Source organism: Reichenbachiella sp., assembly GCF_033344935.1.
Classification (GTDB): Bacteria; Bacteroidota; Bacteroidia; order Cytophagales; family Cyclobacteriaceae; genus Reichenbachiella.
On sequence record NZ_JAWPMM010000001.1, the window covers coordinates 4,748,004 to 4,765,967 of the forward strand.

Sequence of the window (17,964 nt, forward strand, 5' to 3'; positions counted from 1 at the left end):
ATGGACAACAAGATTTCAGTACATCAGAAAAAATACTCGAGTAGCTGGTTATTCAAAATGGCCTGGCGAGACAGTCGAAGAAGTCGATCCAAACTACTTCTTTTCACGATTTCCATCGCCATTGGAATAGCTGCTTTGGTCGCCATCAATTCTTTCAAAAGAAACTTGGATGAAGAGATTCAACTTCAAGCGAAATCCCTTCTAGGTGCTGACCTTGAAATCTTTAGCAACAAACCCTTTACGCAAGAACAGTATGACCTCTTGGATTCTTTAGGTGAAGAAAGATCAAGTCAAACAAGGTTTGGATCCATGGTTTATTTCCCCAGAACAGATGGCACCAGACTTGTACAAGTGAGAGGAATTCGTGGATTTTACCCCTACTATGGCAAGATAGAAACGGAACCACATTGGGCAGCAGGAGACCTGACCAACGGACCCTACGCCTTGGTCGATGAAAAGCTCATGCTACAGTTTAATGTTGAAGTAGGTGATGAGGTTCGGATAGGCAATTTGAGTTTAGAAATTAGAGGCAAGCTTAAAAATGTTCCAGGACAAAGCGGGATTTCTACTTCCATTGCTCCCGTAGTTTATATTTCAGAAGGAAATGCATTCGCCTCTGGACTCATCAAAAAAGGAAGCAGAGTCACCTTTTCAAAGTTTTATAAGTATCCCACAGAAGCAACAGCAGACGAAGTAATAGCCACATTTGGTGATCGACTAAAAGAACTTGAGTTGAGAAGTGAAACGGTAGAGGAACGAATAAAAGATACCAGCGAAGCTTTCACCAATATGTCAGTCTTCTTGAATTTGGCTGCGTTCATTGCGTTGTTGCTGGGCAGTATTGGAGTAGCAGGCGCTGTTCATATCTACTTGAAAGAAAAAAATCAATCCGTAGCCATCCTACGATGTTTGGGGGTCAAAAGCAAGCAAGCCTTTTCCATTTATCTTATTCAGGTGCTCGGTATGGGTTTGATGGGATCGATCATTGGTACTTGCCTTGGACTTGGATTGCAGTATTATTTACCTAAACTACTAGGTGAGATCTTACCCTTCTCCTTCGAGCCTCAGATTTTTTGGATTGTCATTGTTGAAGGTGTTTTACTAGGGTTGATCATAGCTGTACTTTTTGCACTGCTGCCACTCGTAAGGCTGGGTCAAATATCACCGTTGCAATCGATAAGAGCTGTCTTTGAAACTACAGAATCCAAAATCAGCAAAGCTTCAATTATTGTATTTTCTTTGGTAGCACTTTTCTTACTTGGATTTGCCTATTTCCAAATTGGCGAATGGAAACAATCCCTGATGTTTGTGGCTGGACTTGTCGTAACTTTTGGGTTGCTAACGCTAATTGCTAAAGGTTTGATGACTTTAGCAAGAATGGTTTCATCGAAGGCGTCCTCGTTTTTGGTAAAGCAAGGCATAGCCAATCTACACAGACCAAACAACCAAAGTACTATTCTCCTGCTCACCATCGGAATTTGTGCCATATTGATTTCTACTCTTCTTTTTTCAAGATATATCCTAGTCGAACAGATTACACTTACAGGAGCCAATGAACGCCCTAACATGGTGTTGTTTGACATTCAGACCAAACAAAAAGAAGAATTGAAAACCTTGGTTATTGATTATGACCTGCCTGTTGTCCAAGATGTACCCATCGTCACTATGCGACTCAAAGAAATCAATGGGATCAATAAAAAAATGGTTGAAAAAGACACGACTATTGATATTGAAAGTTGGGTTTTTAATAGGGAATACCGAGTAACCTTTCGAGACTCTCTGATCAACTCTGAGACATTGACCAAAGGAAAACTGCAATCAAAAGTAGAATCATCTGAAGACTCTGTTTTTGTATCTGTATCTGAAGGATTCGCCGAAGGTCGTAAATGGCAAATTGGGGACGAATTGCTTTTCAATGTTCAGGGAGCAATTATCAAAACATATATAGGAAGTTTTAGAAAAGTGGATTGGCGTCGCATGCAGACCAATTTCCTTATCGTTTTCCCTACTGGCGTATTAGAGCAAGCACCACAGTTTCATGTATTGGTAACAAAAGTCGATCAATCAGATGTGTCAGCTAGATTCCAACAAGCAGTAGTGCGACTCTTTCCCAATGTATCGATTATCGATCTCGAATTGATCATCAAAACTGTGGAAGAAGTACTCAACAAAGTATCATTTGCTATCAATTTTATGGCAGCATTTAGTGTACTGACCGGCTTGATCGTTTTAGCCGGGTCAGTTGTGCTTAGCAAAACGCAACGCGTACAGGAAAGTGTACTATTGAGAACCATAGGTGCAAGGTCATACCAAATATTCTGGATCACCTTTATAGAGTATCTCGCATTGGGTGCGATTGCCTCCCTTGCTGGTCTATTTTTAGCGCATAGTTTTAGCTATTTATTAGCCGAATTTGTTTTTGAAAATGATTTTTTATTCAGCATTTATCATTCTGTTCTAATCTTTTTTTCGGTCACATTTGGCACTGTTATCATCGGATTATTCAATATCAGACCGGTATTAAAGAAAAGTCCACTTGAAATTTTGAGAAGGGAAATTTGAGGGTGGTCCTATTATTGCTTGTCTTATATGTAACTAATTCAAGAAATAATGAAACATTTCGTAGTAATCTTGATGATCATACTGCTGAGTTGTTCTGCCACTTTCCTGATGATCTAGTTGTTTTTTCGCGCTTTCTTTCAGCTTTTTCATTTAATGCAGTCCTCTATTTGCTAGTACAACACACTAGTAGTATATTACGTTAGTATTGAACAGATGACGAAGTACCTGTGATATTGACATTCAGTTGCAAGGAAAGCGAGAAGATCTGGAATGGGTTAGTTTCAAAAAAATTCCCAAGAGATATTCAGCAAACTGCTCGCCGAAAATTAGTTCACATAAATTCAGCCATTGAAATCGGCGACTTACGAACCCCTCCAGGTAACCGACTAGAAAAACTGAAGGGTGATCTAGTTCATTTTCACAGTATTCGAATCAATCAGCAATGGCGCATTATCTTTATTTGGAAAGAGGGCAATGCACATGAAGTAAGAATCGTAGATTATCATTGATATGGAAAAATTAGACAATGTACATCCTGGAGAAATTTTAGAAAAAGACTTTCTAGAGCCCTTGAATTTAACGGCCTATGCCTTGGCCAAGGCAATCGGTGTAGATCAGACCAGGATTAGCCAATTGATCAAAGGCAAACGAAGCATAACTGCGGATACTGCCATAAGATTTTCTAAAATATTTAATATGTCTCCCGAGTTTTGGCTCAATGCCCAAAGTCGATACGACTTGATGCAAGAGATGGAGCACAAAGAGAATTTTGAGAATATTCTGCCTTTAGCTACTCACTAATTCTTACTTATGATACATTTCAAACCGAAATGAAAGAGTACAATTCCCGCCATTTTGACTCTTACCAACATTGGTAATAAAAGGGCCTTCCACTATTGCAATCTTCAAGTTTCTTTTTTCCATTTCATAAATCCAGTTCTCCTTAAGGAGGTTTAATTCCGTAGTAGTTGGAGCCATAAATATTTTAGTGCCAAATGGTACATCTGAACTATAGTATCTGCTTAATCTCATTATTAATTATTTTTTTAATTCCATAACAAATATATTACATTTAGTTAATTTCTTAACATTAATGAGTAAATATACACATGAATGTAAGCCCTTACTCCCTCGTTGGTATTGTCACCGACAAGCCTTTGTAGCTTAAGTCTTCTAACTTTATGATCTTATAAATAAATATCTCGGTGAGGTTTGCTCTGCAATCCACAATTTATTTTGTAGGTCATGCCAAAGGCATCCCTTCAGAGCAAGACAAACAAGGGCAAGCATATTGTCCATCAGATACAAAAAAAGGGAAACCCGAACCGAGCCTCCCTTTTGTCAATTTGAAATAAACTTTCTTATGCAGTCACTGCGTCAGCAACTTTAGCTGTTTTTACAGTTTTGATAATTCTAGCTGCAATTTTGTAAGGATCTCCATTAGAAGCAGGTCTTCTGTCTTCCAACCATCCTTTCCATCCATTCTCTACCGTAGCGATAGGAATACGGATAGAAGCACCTCTGTCAGATACACCGTATGAGAACTTATCGATAGCCTGAGTCTCGTGAGCACCAGTCAATCTTTGATCATTCTCAGCACCGTATACTTCGATGTGCTCTTTTACGAAAGGAGCAAATGCCTCACAAATTGTAGAATAAGTTTCTTTAGATCCACATGTTCTCAAAACAGAGTTTGAGAAGTTAGCATGCATACCAGATCCGTTCCAGTCACCTTTGATTGGCTTAGGTCTCCACTCAATAGAAACACCGTACTTCTCAGCAGTTCTTTCTAGCAAGTATCTTCCAATCCAAACGTGGTCACCAGCTTCAGCAGCACCTTTAGCGAACACCTGGAATTCCCATTGTCCAGCTGCCACTTCAGCATTAATTCCTTCAACATTCACACCTGCCTCAAGGCAAAGGTCTAAATGCTCTTCGATGATTTCTCTACCGTAAGCGTTACTCGCTCCTACAGAACAGTAGTATGGTCCTTGTGGTCTTGGGTAACCAGCTTCTGGGAAACCAAGTGGCTTGCCAGTGTTGTTGTCGATCAAGAAGTACTCTTGCTCGAAACCGAACCAGAAATCGTTATCATCATCATCGATAGTCGCTCTACCGTTACTTTCGTGAGCCGCACCATCTGCATCCAACACCTCTGTCATCACGAGGAATGCATTTTTTCTGTCAGGATCTGGGAAGATCGCAACAGGCTTCAACAAACAGTCAGAAGATCCACCTTCTGCTTGCTCTGTTGAGCTACCATCGAACGACCACATTGGGCAGCTTTCTAGCTTGCCATCGAAGTTATCGACGATTTTAGTTTTGCTTCTTAGACTTTGTGTTGGCTTATATCCATCCAACCAAATGTACTCTAACTTTGCTTTTGCCATTTTACTTAAATTTTAGCTTTTACTGTTTTACTTTTATTCTATTTCACTTTGCACCTCAAAAAATCAGATGACTCAGCATCGTTTGAAAAGTTTTGCCAAGGCACCCTCGAGAGCACCCCGGCAAAAGCTAAATCTTAGATTCTTTTAGAATGCGTATACTGCTGCCAGCGTAAACGATGACAGGCTTTTTCCATATGTTGCATTGATTGGAAGTGGACTATCTGGATCTGTAAAATCAAGTCCTTCACTATCACTAGCGTATCCATCATACGACAACATATCAATTCTAAATTCTGGAATAAATGTCAGGTTCCCTACAGAATAGTTAGCTGACAAAGTCAAATCAATCACGTTTTCATCTAATGCAATAGCACCAACTCCGTCGTCCTTGAAGTACTCTCCTCTAATACCCATTGAGAAATCATCAGAGAAAGAATTCTGTAAGTAAAGTGCTGCTCCAGTGAAAGAATCTTTCGCTTTTGTAGCATTTACGCCCAAATAAATTGCATCTGTCAAATCCCATCCTGCAGTCAAGTCCACTTGATAGAAATCATCAGATAATATGGTATTCAAATAAGCACCACCAAATCCTAGCTGAGCACCAAAGGCATAATCACCAGTTGGATTAAAGTCAGTCCAGTCAGTTGGGTTCAATACCGCCAACATCAAAGAAGCATCACCTAATGCAATATCCGCCTTCAAACCTGTGTGAGAAAATGGACCATACGAGAACATATAAGAAGTAGAGTAGTTGTAGTTACCCGTTGGAGAAATTACTTCATATCCTAAGAAAGTATTGAAGTTTCCAATCGTCAACGTTACTGATTCACTTACATTCCAATAGGCATATAATTGATTCACAATGCTTGAAGAAGCCGTAGTTGAAAGAAAAACTGCGTCAGTACCTCTAGGACCAAACACGAGATCCGCTACGAATCCTGAGTTTTCTCCTTCCAATCCTAATATTACATTGGCCATACCTAAAGCAAATCCTGTTTGGTTTGCAAATGAAGTAGTAGGTGCAACTGACCCACCATCACTAGGATCATTAGTTCCTCCGCTCAATACTGCTCTGTAGTATGAGTCTACACTACCCGAGATCGACAATGCTGGTGCACTTGATTCCTCCTCTTGTGCGAAGGCATTAAATGACAGACTTAAAATTGTTACCATAACAATAGGTAGAAATTTCTTCATGATTAAATTTGTGTTTTGGTTCATAAATTTGTTATTCAGATTTGTGAGATTAAGACCTGCTGGAGCATGTTGGCAGACATGATTCCAGCAGGCATTTTTTTATATTATTCGTCGTAAACGATGGTATATCCTCTGATACCGTGCTCGTGTGTATCAAGGCCTTCCGTTTCGTGTTGTTCTGACACCCTCACTCCAATAGTTTTCTTCAATACAAAGAATAAGATGAAGGCAATAGGGAAAGCTGCGATTGCGTACATCGCAACTCCGTAAAGCTGAGTCATGAATGAGTAATCATCTCCACCGAAGATCCCTACGGCAAGTGTTCCCCAGATACCACATGACAAGTGAACTGAAACAGCTCCAACTACGTCATCTAGTTTGAATTTGTCAAGCGTGATAGCAGAAAGTACTACGATGATACCAGCTACAGCACCTACGATCAATGAGTTATTTACAGAGATTACATCTGCACCAGCAGTGATACCTACCAAACCGGCTAGGATACCATTCAATACCATACCCAAGTCCATTCTCTTGAATACAACGAAGGCAGTTAAGAATCCGAACAGTCCACCAGTACAAGCAGCCATACAAGTAGTCACCAACACGAATGATACTAGATCCGGATCAGCAGAAAGTACAGATCCACCGTTGAATCCAAACCATCCTAACCAAAGTAAGAATACGCCGATAACAGCTAGTGGCACAGAAGTACCTGGCTTGTCGATTACTTTGCCATCTACATATTTTCCAAGTCTTGGCCCGATCACGATGATACCAGCCAATGCACCCCATCCACCTACAGAGTGAACAAGTGTAGAACCTGCAAAGTCATAGAATCCAGCAGCATCAAGAAATCCTGCTCCCCATTTCCAGCTTCCTAAGATTGGGTAAACAATACCTACATATAGTACTGTGAAAATCATATAGCTTGAAAGTTTTACTCTCTCAGCAATTGCCCCTGATACGATGGTTGCAGCGGTAGCAGCAAACATGCCTTGGAATAAGAAATCTGTCCAGTAAGTATAACCTCCACCGGCATAGTCTATAGAAGCACCGTCGCCAGCGTCCAAACCAAACCCTGCAAATCCAAGTACGCCATCGATGATTCCAAAATCACCTGGGTACATCAAGTTGAATCCACAAATCAAATAGGTAATCAAACCAATGATTGGTGTAATAGTATTTTTGAAAAGAATGTTTACGGTGTTTTTTGACTGGCCAAAACCAGCTTCAACGCCCGCGAAGCCTAAGTGCATAATAAACACTAAAGCTGTAGCCAACATCATCCAGATGTTGTTGGCAGTAAATAATGCAGTGGCACCGGCACTTGCAGCATCAGCCACAGCGGCTGTTACTTCAGCTGGAACTTCAGCAACTACGGCAGCTGGAGCTTCCATTACCGCGACTGAATCTTGCACTACATTGGTCAACAGATTAATCATAGCATGTAATTTTTAGTTCTAAATTGTTTTCCTCATGAAATCTCCATCCAGGAGTTTTCAAGCTTTTTACTTAGGATGTTGCAACTTGAGTAGGTATAGGTTAAAAAATTAACTGGATTTTGTTGTCAAGCTGCAAATCCAATCTTTCTGGGGGTCTTTTTAATGCTGTTGAGATGCTAAAGTAGTATTTTTACGTATTACTACGTAATTTTTATACCTAGTATTTCAGTAAAAGCATGAATTATTACATTTCTCGTTATTTTTTTACCCTCTCATTGAATTATTTGCAAAACAATGACTGCCACAAGGTCCATTTTGAGAAAATTTTATCGATTTGTCAAAAACTTAAGTTTGAATCCAATTCCAATGCTCTAAAACTGAAATATTTCCACTGAAACATCTCTTTCATTGCATATTCAGAAACTCAATTGACCGAGTCTCAACAGTCAATTCCCGCTTTATTTATAGATTAGCCTCACAAAACCCAACCATTTGAAAACAAACCAACCCTCAAAGTATATTGGCCAAAAGGCAGAGCAAGAAGCATTGAATTTTTTGGTGGATAAAAACTATTCGTTGCTTGAAAGAAACTATCGATACAAGCGATCCGAAATTGATTTGATTATGACTAATCAAAAGACGCTTGTATTTGTAGAGGTGAAATTTCGAAGCAACAACAAATTTGGTCACCCGGAAGAATTTGTATCCGACAATCAAAAACAATCAATCATAAAAGGTGCCGAACACTATATAGATAGTATTGCCTGGGAGGATAACATACGATTTGACATTGTTGCAGTGGATGCCAATTTCAAGATTGAACATTTTGAAGATGCTTTTTATTAGTCATTGAATCGGCTAATCATCATCATGAAGATTGCTCATGAATATTTACTAACCCGACACATGCCAACACGTATCTAGTACTTTCAATTACTAATTGACCTATGAGTGAAATCAAATATCATCTAGCCCAACTCAACATTACTCGAATGCGAGCGCCGCTCCATGACCCGATCATGAAAGAGTTTAACGACTTTTTAGACCCGGTAAATAAGCTCGCCGAAGAAAGTCCAGGATTCGTTTGGAGATACACTGAAAAACAAGGTGAGGTTTTAGCAGTCTTTGAAGATGCAATGATTGTAGCCAATATGTCGGTTTGGGTAGATTACCCATCATTGAAAGCTTATACCTATGATACCGTACATAACTACTTTTTAAAAAGTCGCAAAAAGTGGTTCGAAAAAATGGACAGCCATCAAGTGGTACTTTGGTGGGTTGAAACCGATCATACACCTAGCCTATCCGAAGCTAAAGAAAGACTGGATCAGCTGAATCAACAAGGTGCATCTCCTTCGGCTTTTGGACTCAGAGAAATGTATCACGCAGATGGTTCACCACTGCATTGATGGTACAACACGCCTAAACCTGAAAATATCTAAATCAAATTTTATAGCTTTAGCGCTTTCAATTTGATCTATGGATTCAGGGAAAGTAAAAATTTGGCATTCTATTGTTACGAGGTTCGGCCTTTTTTTTATGGGCCTTCTTATCCTGGCTATTTTCGTTTCAGGGTTCCTCATCTATAAAAGAGCATCGGCTATCATTAGTACTTTTAGCCAAGAGCGCATTGCACATAGTGCTACGCTTGCTGAACAAACCTTTTACTCCTTACTCACCGAGGTTGAGAACGATATTTCTATCATGGCCGAAAATGCGAAACTTCAAGCTTTTGCGAATAAACCCACTCAAGAATTACAAAATGAAATCACCCACCTATTTTACACCACATTAAAAAATAAGCCCAATTACTTTCAAGTAAGACTCATAAGCCTAACTGATGCCGGACAAGAACTCATTAGGCTGGATAAAAAAAATGGGGAGGTAGTCCAAACCCTTAACGAAAAGCTTCAAAACAAAAAAGATCGGCCCTATTATAAAGCAGCTTCTTATTTGACACCAGGTGAATTCTATTTTTCACCTATTAGTTTAAATGAAGAATATGGCGTAGTGAGCCCTTCACTTATTCCAACAATCAGAGCCATCAGTCTGATCTACGATTCGAATCAGAAATCCACTCATATGGTAGTCATCAATTTGGATCTAAAAAATTTCTATCAAAAGCTTAGAAGCATTATGGCTTCTGGAATAGAGTTGATGTTGATAGATGAGGATGGGCAATATTTATTTGCTTCAAACATGACCAAGTGCTTTAGCAAACAGCTCAGAAGTTACGAAAGATTTGATGCGGACTTTACCGTTCCATTTGCTTCACTTCACTCGGACTCTACCCTTATCACCACATTGATGAGTAAGAAAGGAAGCCCCTTTTTAACTCAAATTAAACCTATCACCTATTCAACCAACAACAAAATCTATCTTCTCTCCTTTCTGAAGCAAAACATTGCATTGAGCAGTGTGCTATATATTAAAAAGTATAGCTATCAGATTATTCCAATTGTATCATTAGTGGCTTTGCTCATTGCTCTGATTTTTATCCGTGCCCTTGCCATCAGAATTGGGTCAATTACCCATGCCATTGGCAACTACGAACAAGTTTCTGCTCCTACGATCAAACTTTCTGAAAACCGAAAAGATGAATTGGGAGTTTTAGCCAGAACTTTCATGAAAATGAAAACTAAAATCAATCAGCAAGTAAGCGATTTAAAAGCTGCATTGGACAAAGAGCAAAAAGCAATCAAGGAGAAAGATGAATTTTTGCAAAATATGAGTCATGAACTGAGAACTCCACTGAATTCCATCATGGGACTGACCCAACTTCTGAAAAAGAATAAACCATCGCCAGAACAAAAACCTATTGTAGATGCCATTCACAGGAGCACACAATCGCTAGCGGGCCTAATGCACGATGTACTAGATCATCAAAAACTGATCGAGGGACAAGTTCAACTCAAGTATAAGCCAGAGCATATTGCAGAAATTCTCACTGACATCCATGCCAGTTACAGATTCGATGCCATTAATAAAGGCCTTGGTTTCGAATTGAAAATAGACCCTGAACTAAAAACAAAGTGGTTTCAAACAGACGCCTTACGATTCACTCAAATCGTTACCAACCTTATTGTCAATGCAATCAAATTCACAGATAAAGGTAAAATTACTGTTGAGGCAATAGAAGAAACTACCCATTTGGTCATCAGTGTTACTGATACAGGAAGGGGAATTCTTCCTAAGAATGTCGTACGAATTCGTGAACGCTTCTATCAAGAAAAGAATTATTCTTCATCGGAAGGCTTTGGTTTAGGGCTCTCCATTGTAAAGCAACTTCTCGATCTTTTTGAGGGCAACTTGGAAATCAGATCAGAAAAAAATGTCGGCTCTGCATTTACCATTAAAATTCCATTAATAGAAGCTGAACCGACGTCAACAGGTGCTGCCGTAAATATAAAAAGACTGGCTCTTGCTGACCTTCGTGAAAAACATACTATTCTGCACATCGAAGATGATGAACCTGCTAGATTATTGGTCAGCCAGCTACTTCAATCACCCAATATCGAATTGGTACAAACGAACAATCTAACATTTGCCAAACAAACGCTCACAAAGCAAAAGCCAGATCTAGTCATAAGTGATTTGATGTTGGAGAATATTGATATCAGAAGTGAGTTGATTAAGCTCAATGTCTCGTATAACCACCCAACTCTTGTGTTATCTGCACTTGAAAAGGAGCACATGGAAAAAGTGAGTAAGTACTACTTACAAAAGCCTTTTGACATAGATCATCTATTAGATTTGGTGCTTTGTCTACTTGGCAGAAACAACTTTGATCTCCCTCAACTGACCATAAGTTATGCGCAATATGATCACGATCAAGTCAAAATCAAGAAGTTCATCTCGCTGTTAATCTCCGAGTTTGAAACCTATCTAGACCGAATAGATCGAGCTTTTGAAAATAAAGATCCAAACGAATGGAATGCCATTAGGCATAAGTTGATTACTCATATTCGAAGTTTAGAGTTACACAAACTCGAAAAGCTGCTCCCAAGCGACATGGACCACTTGAACCAGACAAATCTTGGCGAAATCAAGAATTTACTATTATACAATTTGAGTTATTTCCGAAATGAGCTGCGTCTACTTTAAGAGCTTGATCTTATTTAAAAGCTCCTTTTCGAATCGATCACTGATAGATATTTCCTCCGGCCCCACCTGTACATCTCCACTTGTGATACTGTCAATGTGATTCACATTCACGATATAGGATCGCTGCAAGCGTTGAAAATACTCTGGTAGCTTTTCGGCCAATTCGGTTAATGTCATTAAGGTCAGTAATTTATTATCTTCAAAAACCAATTCGGCATAATTCGCTGCAGACTTTATGTATTTCACCTCCTTCAGATTGACTTTGACCAACTTGTTGCCGTCCTTCACAAAAATCTGATCAGAGGTCGAATTAGACAATTCATTTCCCTTTTTCACTTTCTGCATTGCTTTAAAAAAACGAGCAAAATCTATTGGTTTCACTAAAAAATCGACGATCTGCTCGTAATCATAAGACTCTGGTGCAAAATCACGATTGGCGGTAATCATTATTACTGAAGTGCCTCGGCTCAAGGTTTGCAGGATTTCCTTTCCTGTAATATCCGGCAAGTTGTAATCAAGTAGTATAACATCAAACTGATTCTCACTAATCAGGTTGATGGACTCAAAACCGCTGTTCGTTACGGTGACATTAGATACAAAATCTACTTTAGAGCAGAAGTGCTCCAGAAGGTCACAAATCAAGGGATCATCATCTACAATCAGGCAATGCATACTTTATCAATTTATCCGATAGTTTCATCCACCAAGATAACCATTTCGTCCTTTAGTAAATAATTCTGATCTGCTTTGAATTATCATTGATATCGCAATACAAACCCAAAGCTAAGTTTTATATCAAAATCAAAAAATTATATGAAAGCTAAAGGTATAGTGCTCTTAGTCATTCTTGTTATTGGCTCGCATCATTTATTTGCACAAGGCTGCGTAGCCATCAGAGGATTCAGCGGATGCGCATCTGGTCTATCAAATACTTTTGGTACATCCAAAGGTGAATTATTTGCCAATACAGGATTTCGCTATTTCAAATCTTTCCGTCACTTCCGTGGAAGTCATGAAGAAACCGAGCGTGTAGAAAATGGCACCGAAGTAATAAACAAGAGCTACTTCCTCGATCTATCCCTCTCCTATGGGATTACTGATCGACTATATGGGACGCTCACCATTCCATTTACTTACCACGATCGTTCATCGATGTACGAACACGGCGGCAATCCGCCTAATGGACTAGGTGATAGGCATCATACCTCAGCTAAAGGATTGGCAGATATTCGAATGGGCATAGGCTACTGGTTAGTGGATCCCTCAAAAGGCAAAAGTTTCAACTACGCCATAGGGTTAGGACTGAAATTGCCAACTGGAAGTTATGACTATAAAGACAATTTTTACAATCAGGGAGACAAAAGAGACGAGACAAGATATACTGTGGTAGATCAATCGATCCAGCCTGGAGATGGTGGCACTGGGATTACACTCGATGTGCAAGGTTATCATATACTGTCAGCACAATTCGTTCTTGCGTCTAACCTATTCTACCTCTTGAATCCCAAAGAAACCAATGGCACCCTCACCAGATCAGGCTCAAGTGAATTTTCTTGCCCGGATCAGTTTGCTGCCAGAATTGGAACATTTTACAATACCAAAATACACGGTTTCAGCTTATATGCAGGTGGACGAATCGAAGGTGTACCTTCCTATGATTTGATTGGTGGCAGCTCGGGGTACAGACGTCCTGGATATGCCATATCTATTGAGCCAGGAGTGGCTTATAGCAAAAATAACTTTGCCGTGAATGTAAGTATTCCCTTTGCTCTGTATAGGAATAGAGTACAAAGCTACTCTGACAAAGAAAGAACAGCTGAGACAGGAGAATACCGAAATGGTGACGCCGCCTTCGCTGATTATCTGCTGAGCTTCACATTTACTTATCGATTTGGTAAAACACATGGCAAAGATATGCTCAAAGACTTTGTGCCTAGCTGGAATGAAGAGAGCAACTAATATTAAAAATTGAACGAACAAGTAAAACTAATATCATGAACAAATTAATACACTTTGCGATAATCATCGCTCTATTGACTCCTGCCTGTAGTCCAAGTCAAAAAAAAGCCGAGATGAAAGAAGAGCCTAGAGGAACAGAGAATGTGGCTTACCAGTGGGGAAAAATAGCTTTGGAGGCAACGGCTAATGACACAGACATGTTTAAGCCACGACCAACAATTACCAGCAGGTTTTTAGGTTTAATCTTCACTTCCATATTTGATGCCTGGACACGATACGACGAAAAAGCCACCCCTGTGTACCTATCAGGTGTGGATCGACGTCCGACGGATGAACTCACTACACGCAATAAAGAAATAGCCATCAGCTATGCGGCGTATCGTTCCATGTCCGAATACTATTATTCTGATTCCACTATGTACCGTGAGTTTATGGTTAAGCTCGGGCTGGACCCGGATGATAAGTCGATGGACCCAACTACTCCAGTAGGAATTGGAAACTTAGCTGCCAAAGCAGTAATCGAAGGACGAAAAGGCGATGGCTCAAACCAATATGGTGAATTGTCAGGCGAAATGGGAAAACCATACTACGATTACACCGAGTATGCTCCAGTAAACTCAGTAGACAAAAATGTAGACATCAACAGATGGCAACCTAAGTATTTTGCCGACGGCAAAGGAGGCAAATTTGCACCAAGCTGCTTGACTCCATATTGGCAACTGGTCAAGCCATTGATGTTGGATTCATCCAGCCAGTTCAGACCAGGGCCTCCTCCAATGGTGGGATCTGATCAATTGGAATTGGAAGTAAAAGAAGTGATCGATCTTCAAGCTAATCTAACAGATGAAAACCGTGCCCTGGTAGAATTTATGAGAGATGGCCCTAAGTCTGTGCAGCAGGCAGGGCACTGGCTAATCTTTGCACAAAATGTATCTGTCAGAGACAATCATACTTTGGATGAAGATGTTAAAATGTATTTCCTGGTAGAAGCAGTAGCCATGGATGGCTTTATTGCTTGCTGGGATTCGAAAATGTACTATGATTATGCGAGGCCTTATGCTCTAGTCCACGACTATTACCAAGATCAGATAATCAAAGCTTGGGGCGGCCCAGAAGTAGGCATGACCGAAATGGATGGATCACAGTGGAGACCTTACTCCCCTGAAACATTCCTATGTCCTCCCTTTCCTAGTTATGTATCTGGACACAGTACCATAAGTGGTGGGTGTGCAGAAGCACTAAGATTGTTTAAGGGTGATGACACATTCGGAGCTTCAGTAGACTTGGTACCCGGCATCATGACGGAGCCTAACAACTTGGGTGATACGGTCACTTTGAACTTCCCCACCTTCACCGAAGCAGCTGAAATGGCCGGAATCTCAAGAGTCATGGGTGGGTACCATATCCAAGCTGATAATATCGAAGGTTTGAATTTGGGTAGAAATGTAGCCAGAGACATTTACAAAAAATACCTCAAGCTAGTAGGAGAAGACAAAGAGGCTATCTAAAATTTAGAGTCATGAGTGTAAAGGAATTATCAGAAAAAATAGATGACAGGCTTTTTGCACTTGCTGATAGGCACGGTATGAAATTGCTCGAAGCCAGCATAGGTATCATCTACCTGTGGTTCGGTGGTTTGAAGTTTTTTCCGAACTATAGTCCTGCCGAAGTATTGGCTGGAGATACCTTGGATCTGATCACCTTTCACTTGTTTGACAAACAATTTCTTCTCAGGGTGCTCGCCTTTGGAGAAATATTGATTGGCTTAGCCCTTATATTAAGAATCAAATCCAAATATGTGATTTGGGGATTACTTGTTCATATGGGAGGGACTTTCTCTCCCATTATTTTCTTTCCCGAACAAGTTTTCACTCACCCTCCATTTGGGTTTAGCATGGTAGGCCAATATATCATGAAGAACCTTGTGATCATTAGTGCAACGCTGGTGATCTACACTAAAAACTCAAGAGACTAAAGAGGCCGACGCTAGTTTTTTGTTTATTTCAAAGACTTATTAGATTTGAAAGCGAAATTAAATCGACTTTAAATGAAGACTGTTTTCGTTTTTATTACTTGCGCAACTGCTCTCTTTTCTTGCAGATCCACTGTTCTTGATATTGAAAAAAGGGCCGTTCAAGATACTATTGAACGTCATCTTGATGCTGTAGCCAACAGAGACATTAATCATCTTAAAGGTACAATACCTGAAAAAGGACAACTGCTTTTAATATTACCGGGACAAGAAATCTTAAATACAACTGAAGCATTTTTAGACTACCATTTAGAATGGTTCGAAGACAATTCCTGGACATTTGAATCAAAAATAATTCATGTGCAAGCAGGAGCATTCTTTGGGATGGCAGTAGTAGAAGTATTGTATAAAGAACCTGACAGAGACGGGAAACCCTATTTCAACCGTATGATTGTTAGCTACGATTTTGAAAAACAAAATGGTAAATGGGTAGTTATAAAAGATCACGCAAGCTCAATAGAGCAATCAAGTAACCTCTAGCTCGACATCATATAAATACGCTCTATTAGCTCTTTGAATTTGTCTTTGATGATTCGGCGCTTTAGCTTGAGGGTAGGAGTCAACTCTCCGGTATCAATTCCCCAAACGGTTTCCACGAGTTCAAACTTTTTGATCTGCTCCCAGTTGCCGAACTCTTCATTGTATCGGGATATTTCTGATTGAAACAATTTGATAACATCTGGATGTGCGATCAATTGCTTGTTGTCTAGAGCTGTAATGCCATGATCTGCTTGCCAGTCTTTTAGCGTTTCAAAATTAGGTACAATAAGTGCCGATGGAAATTTTCGTCCTTCACCCACGACCATAATCTGCTCGATATATACACTCTCTTTGAATTTGTTCTCCATCAGCTGTGGCGCGATATACTTACCCCCTGAGGTTTTGAACATTTCTTTTTTCCGATCGGTTATCCTTAAAAAGCCCTCTTCAATCACTCCTATATCGCCAGTATGAAACCAGCCATCCTGAATTACCTCGGCAGTCAATTCTGGAGCTTTGTAATAGCCCATCATCACATTGGGCCCTTTACAGAGAATTTCACCATCTTCCGCAATTTTCACTTCTACATCATCTATTAGCTTTCCAACAGCTCCAATTTTCACATAATCGGGAAATGGTGCTGTAGCAGTAATGACAGGCGAAGTTTCGGTCAACCCATAGCCCTCGCAAACTGGGATTTCTGCGGCCCAAAAAATTCTTGCCAATCTAGGCTGCAAAGCCGCTGCTCCAGACGATATCAATTTCAATTCTCCACCTAATGCTTCTCTCCATTTTGAAAATATCAGCTTGCGAGCAATTTTCAATTTGAAATTGTACCAACCGCCAAAGTCTCCGTTGGGGTCGTACTTCAAACCAAGATCGATAGCCCAAAAGAAAAGCTTCCTTTTCATCAATGGCAACTCATAACCTTTGGATACGATTTTGTCATATACTTTCTCCAACAAGCGTGGCACGCAGGTAAACATTTGAGGGCTAATCTCCTTGATGTTTTCTCCAATCGAATCCATGCTCTCTGCATAATAGATCGAAAGAGAATTATGCACATATACATAAATGGCAGTACGCTCATAGATGTGGCACATGGGCAAGAAACTCAAAGTCTTGTCAACACCAGGTGACATACAGCCCATGGTACGGGCAGATACACCTAAAGTATTGGACACGATATTATTGTGACTCAACATCACTCCTTTGGGTCTGCCAGTGGTACCCGACGTATATATAATCGTAAGTAAATCAGATGGCCGAACTTTTTCCATCAGCTGGCGAACAGTGGCTAAATCTCCATTCGGATCTTTTGCTTGTACTTCTTTCCAATGAGTTACTGCCTCCAGTTGGTCAAAAGAATAAATGTGCTTGATGTCGAGAGATGCTGTAGCTGTTTTCACCTTTTCTATCAACTCACTGTCTGCAGCAAAAACCATTTTTACTTCTGCATGCTGAAATATGTATTCATAATCATCAACCGTAATGGTAGGATACATCGGCACGGTCACCACGCCAATTTGTTGACACGCAAAATCAATGAAATTCCATTCTGGTCTATTGGGTGATACGATGGCTACCTTGTCTCCTGGATTCATACCCATAGCCAGCAAGCCAAGGCTCAGCTCATTGACAATACGGACGACCTCCTCAGTACTGTAGCCCTTCCATTGACCAAATTCCTTATAATTTAAGGCCTTAGGTAATGGGTTGTTTTCTAATTGTGAATGAAGGAAGTCAAATACGCGTGTAGGAGTCATCTTGTTTTTGTTGTAGTCTTCCAAGATAA

General features: G+C 40.0%; 16 protein-coding genes. 10 read left to right on the plus strand and 6 right to left on the minus strand.

The window, feature by feature from the left end:
- From R8N23_RS20340 to R8N23_RS20350, 3 genes are all read left to right on the plus strand, one after another.
- Positions 1-2,562: an ABC transporter permease gene (locus tag R8N23_RS20340; protein ID WP_318173445.1), complete on the plus strand. Its 2,562-nt coding sequence runs from the start codon at positions 1-3 to the stop codon at positions 2,560-2,562.
- Positions 2,563-2,789: 227 nt separating this feature from the next.
- Entirely contained in the window at positions 2,790-3,071 is a 282-nt protein-coding gene (locus R8N23_RS20345; protein WP_318173446.1) for a type II toxin-antitoxin system RelE/ParE family toxin, read from the plus strand.
- Between the two features lies 1 nt (position 3,072).
- Positions 3,073-3,363: a HigA family addiction module antitoxin gene (locus R8N23_RS20350; protein ID WP_318173447.1), complete on the plus strand. Its 291-nt coding sequence runs from the start codon at positions 3,073-3,075 to the stop codon at positions 3,361-3,363.
- Positions 3,364-3,366: 3 nt separating this feature from the next.
- Here R8N23_RS20350 and R8N23_RS20355 read toward each other — a convergent pair whose 3' ends face one another.
- The 4 genes from R8N23_RS20355 to R8N23_RS20370 form a co-directional block, all read right to left on the minus strand.
- Positions 3,367-3,594, minus strand: a complete 228-nt coding sequence (locus tag R8N23_RS20355; RefSeq protein WP_318173448.1) for a hypothetical protein — start codon at positions 3,592-3,594, stop codon at positions 3,367-3,369.
- Between the two features lie 329 nt (positions 3,595-3,923).
- Positions 3,924-4,952, minus strand: coding sequence for a glutamine synthetase beta-grasp domain-containing protein (locus tag R8N23_RS20360; protein ID WP_318173449.1), 1,029 nt, complete (start codon positions 4,950-4,952; stop codon positions 3,924-3,926).
- 144 nt (positions 4,953-5,096) lie between these two features.
- The gene (locus R8N23_RS20365; protein ID WP_318173450.1) at positions 5,097-6,149 is read right to left on the minus strand and encodes an outer membrane beta-barrel protein; all 1,053 of its coding nucleotides are present in this window, start codon (positions 6,147-6,149) and stop codon (positions 5,097-5,099) included.
- 104 nt (positions 6,150-6,253) lie between these two features.
- Complete coding sequence (locus tag R8N23_RS20370) at positions 6,254-7,594, minus strand: ammonium transporter (RefSeq protein WP_318173451.1); 1,341 nt, start codon at positions 7,592-7,594, stop codon at positions 6,254-6,256.
- 492 nt (positions 7,595-8,086) lie between these two features.
- Between R8N23_RS20370 and R8N23_RS20375 the strand changes: the two genes are divergently transcribed.
- The 3 genes from R8N23_RS20375 (at position 8,087) to R8N23_RS20385 (ending at position 11,698) form a co-directional block, all read left to right on the plus strand.
- Complete coding sequence (locus R8N23_RS20375) at positions 8,087-8,440, plus strand: YraN family protein (protein WP_318173452.1); 354 nt, start codon at positions 8,087-8,089, stop codon at positions 8,438-8,440.
- A gap of 101 nt (positions 8,441-8,541) precedes the next feature.
- The gene (locus R8N23_RS20380; protein WP_318173453.1) at positions 8,542-9,003 is read left to right on the plus strand and encodes a DUF3291 domain-containing protein; all 462 of its coding nucleotides are present in this window, start codon (positions 8,542-8,544) and stop codon (positions 9,001-9,003) included.
- Between the two features lie 70 nt (positions 9,004-9,073).
- On the plus strand, positions 9,074-11,698 hold the full coding sequence (locus tag R8N23_RS20385; RefSeq protein WP_318173454.1) for an ATP-binding protein: 2,625 nt from the start codon (positions 9,074-9,076) through the stop codon (positions 11,696-11,698).
- On the opposite strand, the gene R8N23_RS20390 is transcribed toward R8N23_RS20385, so the two are convergent.
- Complete coding sequence (locus R8N23_RS20390; protein WP_318173455.1) at positions 11,690-12,370, minus strand: LytTR family DNA-binding domain-containing protein; 681 nt, start codon at positions 12,368-12,370, stop codon at positions 11,690-11,692. The two genes, R8N23_RS20385 and R8N23_RS20390, sit on opposite strands and share 9 nt — an antisense overlap.
- 141 nt (positions 12,371-12,511) lie before the next feature.
- Here R8N23_RS20390 and R8N23_RS20395 point away from each other — a divergent pair, with 141 nt between their 5' ends.
- The 4 genes from R8N23_RS20395 to R8N23_RS20410 all read left to right on the plus strand — a co-directional run bounded on the left by R8N23_RS20395 (position 12,512) and on the right by R8N23_RS20410 (position 16,169).
- Positions 12,512-13,657, plus strand: a complete 1,146-nt coding sequence (locus R8N23_RS20395) for a transporter (RefSeq protein WP_318173456.1) — start codon at positions 12,512-12,514, stop codon at positions 13,655-13,657.
- A gap of 35 nt (positions 13,658-13,692) precedes the next feature.
- Entirely contained in the window at positions 13,693-15,165 is a 1,473-nt protein-coding gene (locus R8N23_RS20400; protein ID WP_318173457.1) for a vanadium-dependent haloperoxidase, read from the plus strand.
- A gap of 11 nt (positions 15,166-15,176) precedes the next feature.
- The gene (locus tag R8N23_RS20405; protein WP_318173458.1) at positions 15,177-15,632 is read left to right on the plus strand and encodes a doxx family protein; all 456 of its coding nucleotides are present in this window, start codon (positions 15,177-15,179) and stop codon (positions 15,630-15,632) included.
- Positions 15,633-15,704: 72 nt separating this feature from the next.
- Positions 15,705-16,169, plus strand: coding sequence for a YybH family protein (locus R8N23_RS20410; RefSeq protein WP_318173459.1), 465 nt, complete (start codon positions 15,705-15,707; stop codon positions 16,167-16,169).
- On the opposite strand, the gene R8N23_RS20415 is transcribed toward R8N23_RS20410, so the two are convergent.
- Positions 16,166-17,959 (minus strand): AMP-dependent synthetase/ligase, encoded by a 1,794-nt coding sequence (locus R8N23_RS20415; RefSeq protein ID WP_318173460.1) that lies wholly within the window; start codon positions 17,957-17,959, stop codon positions 16,166-16,168. The two genes, R8N23_RS20410 and R8N23_RS20415, sit on opposite strands and share 4 nt — an antisense overlap.
- Between the last annotated feature and the right edge of the window lie 5 nt (positions 17,960-17,964).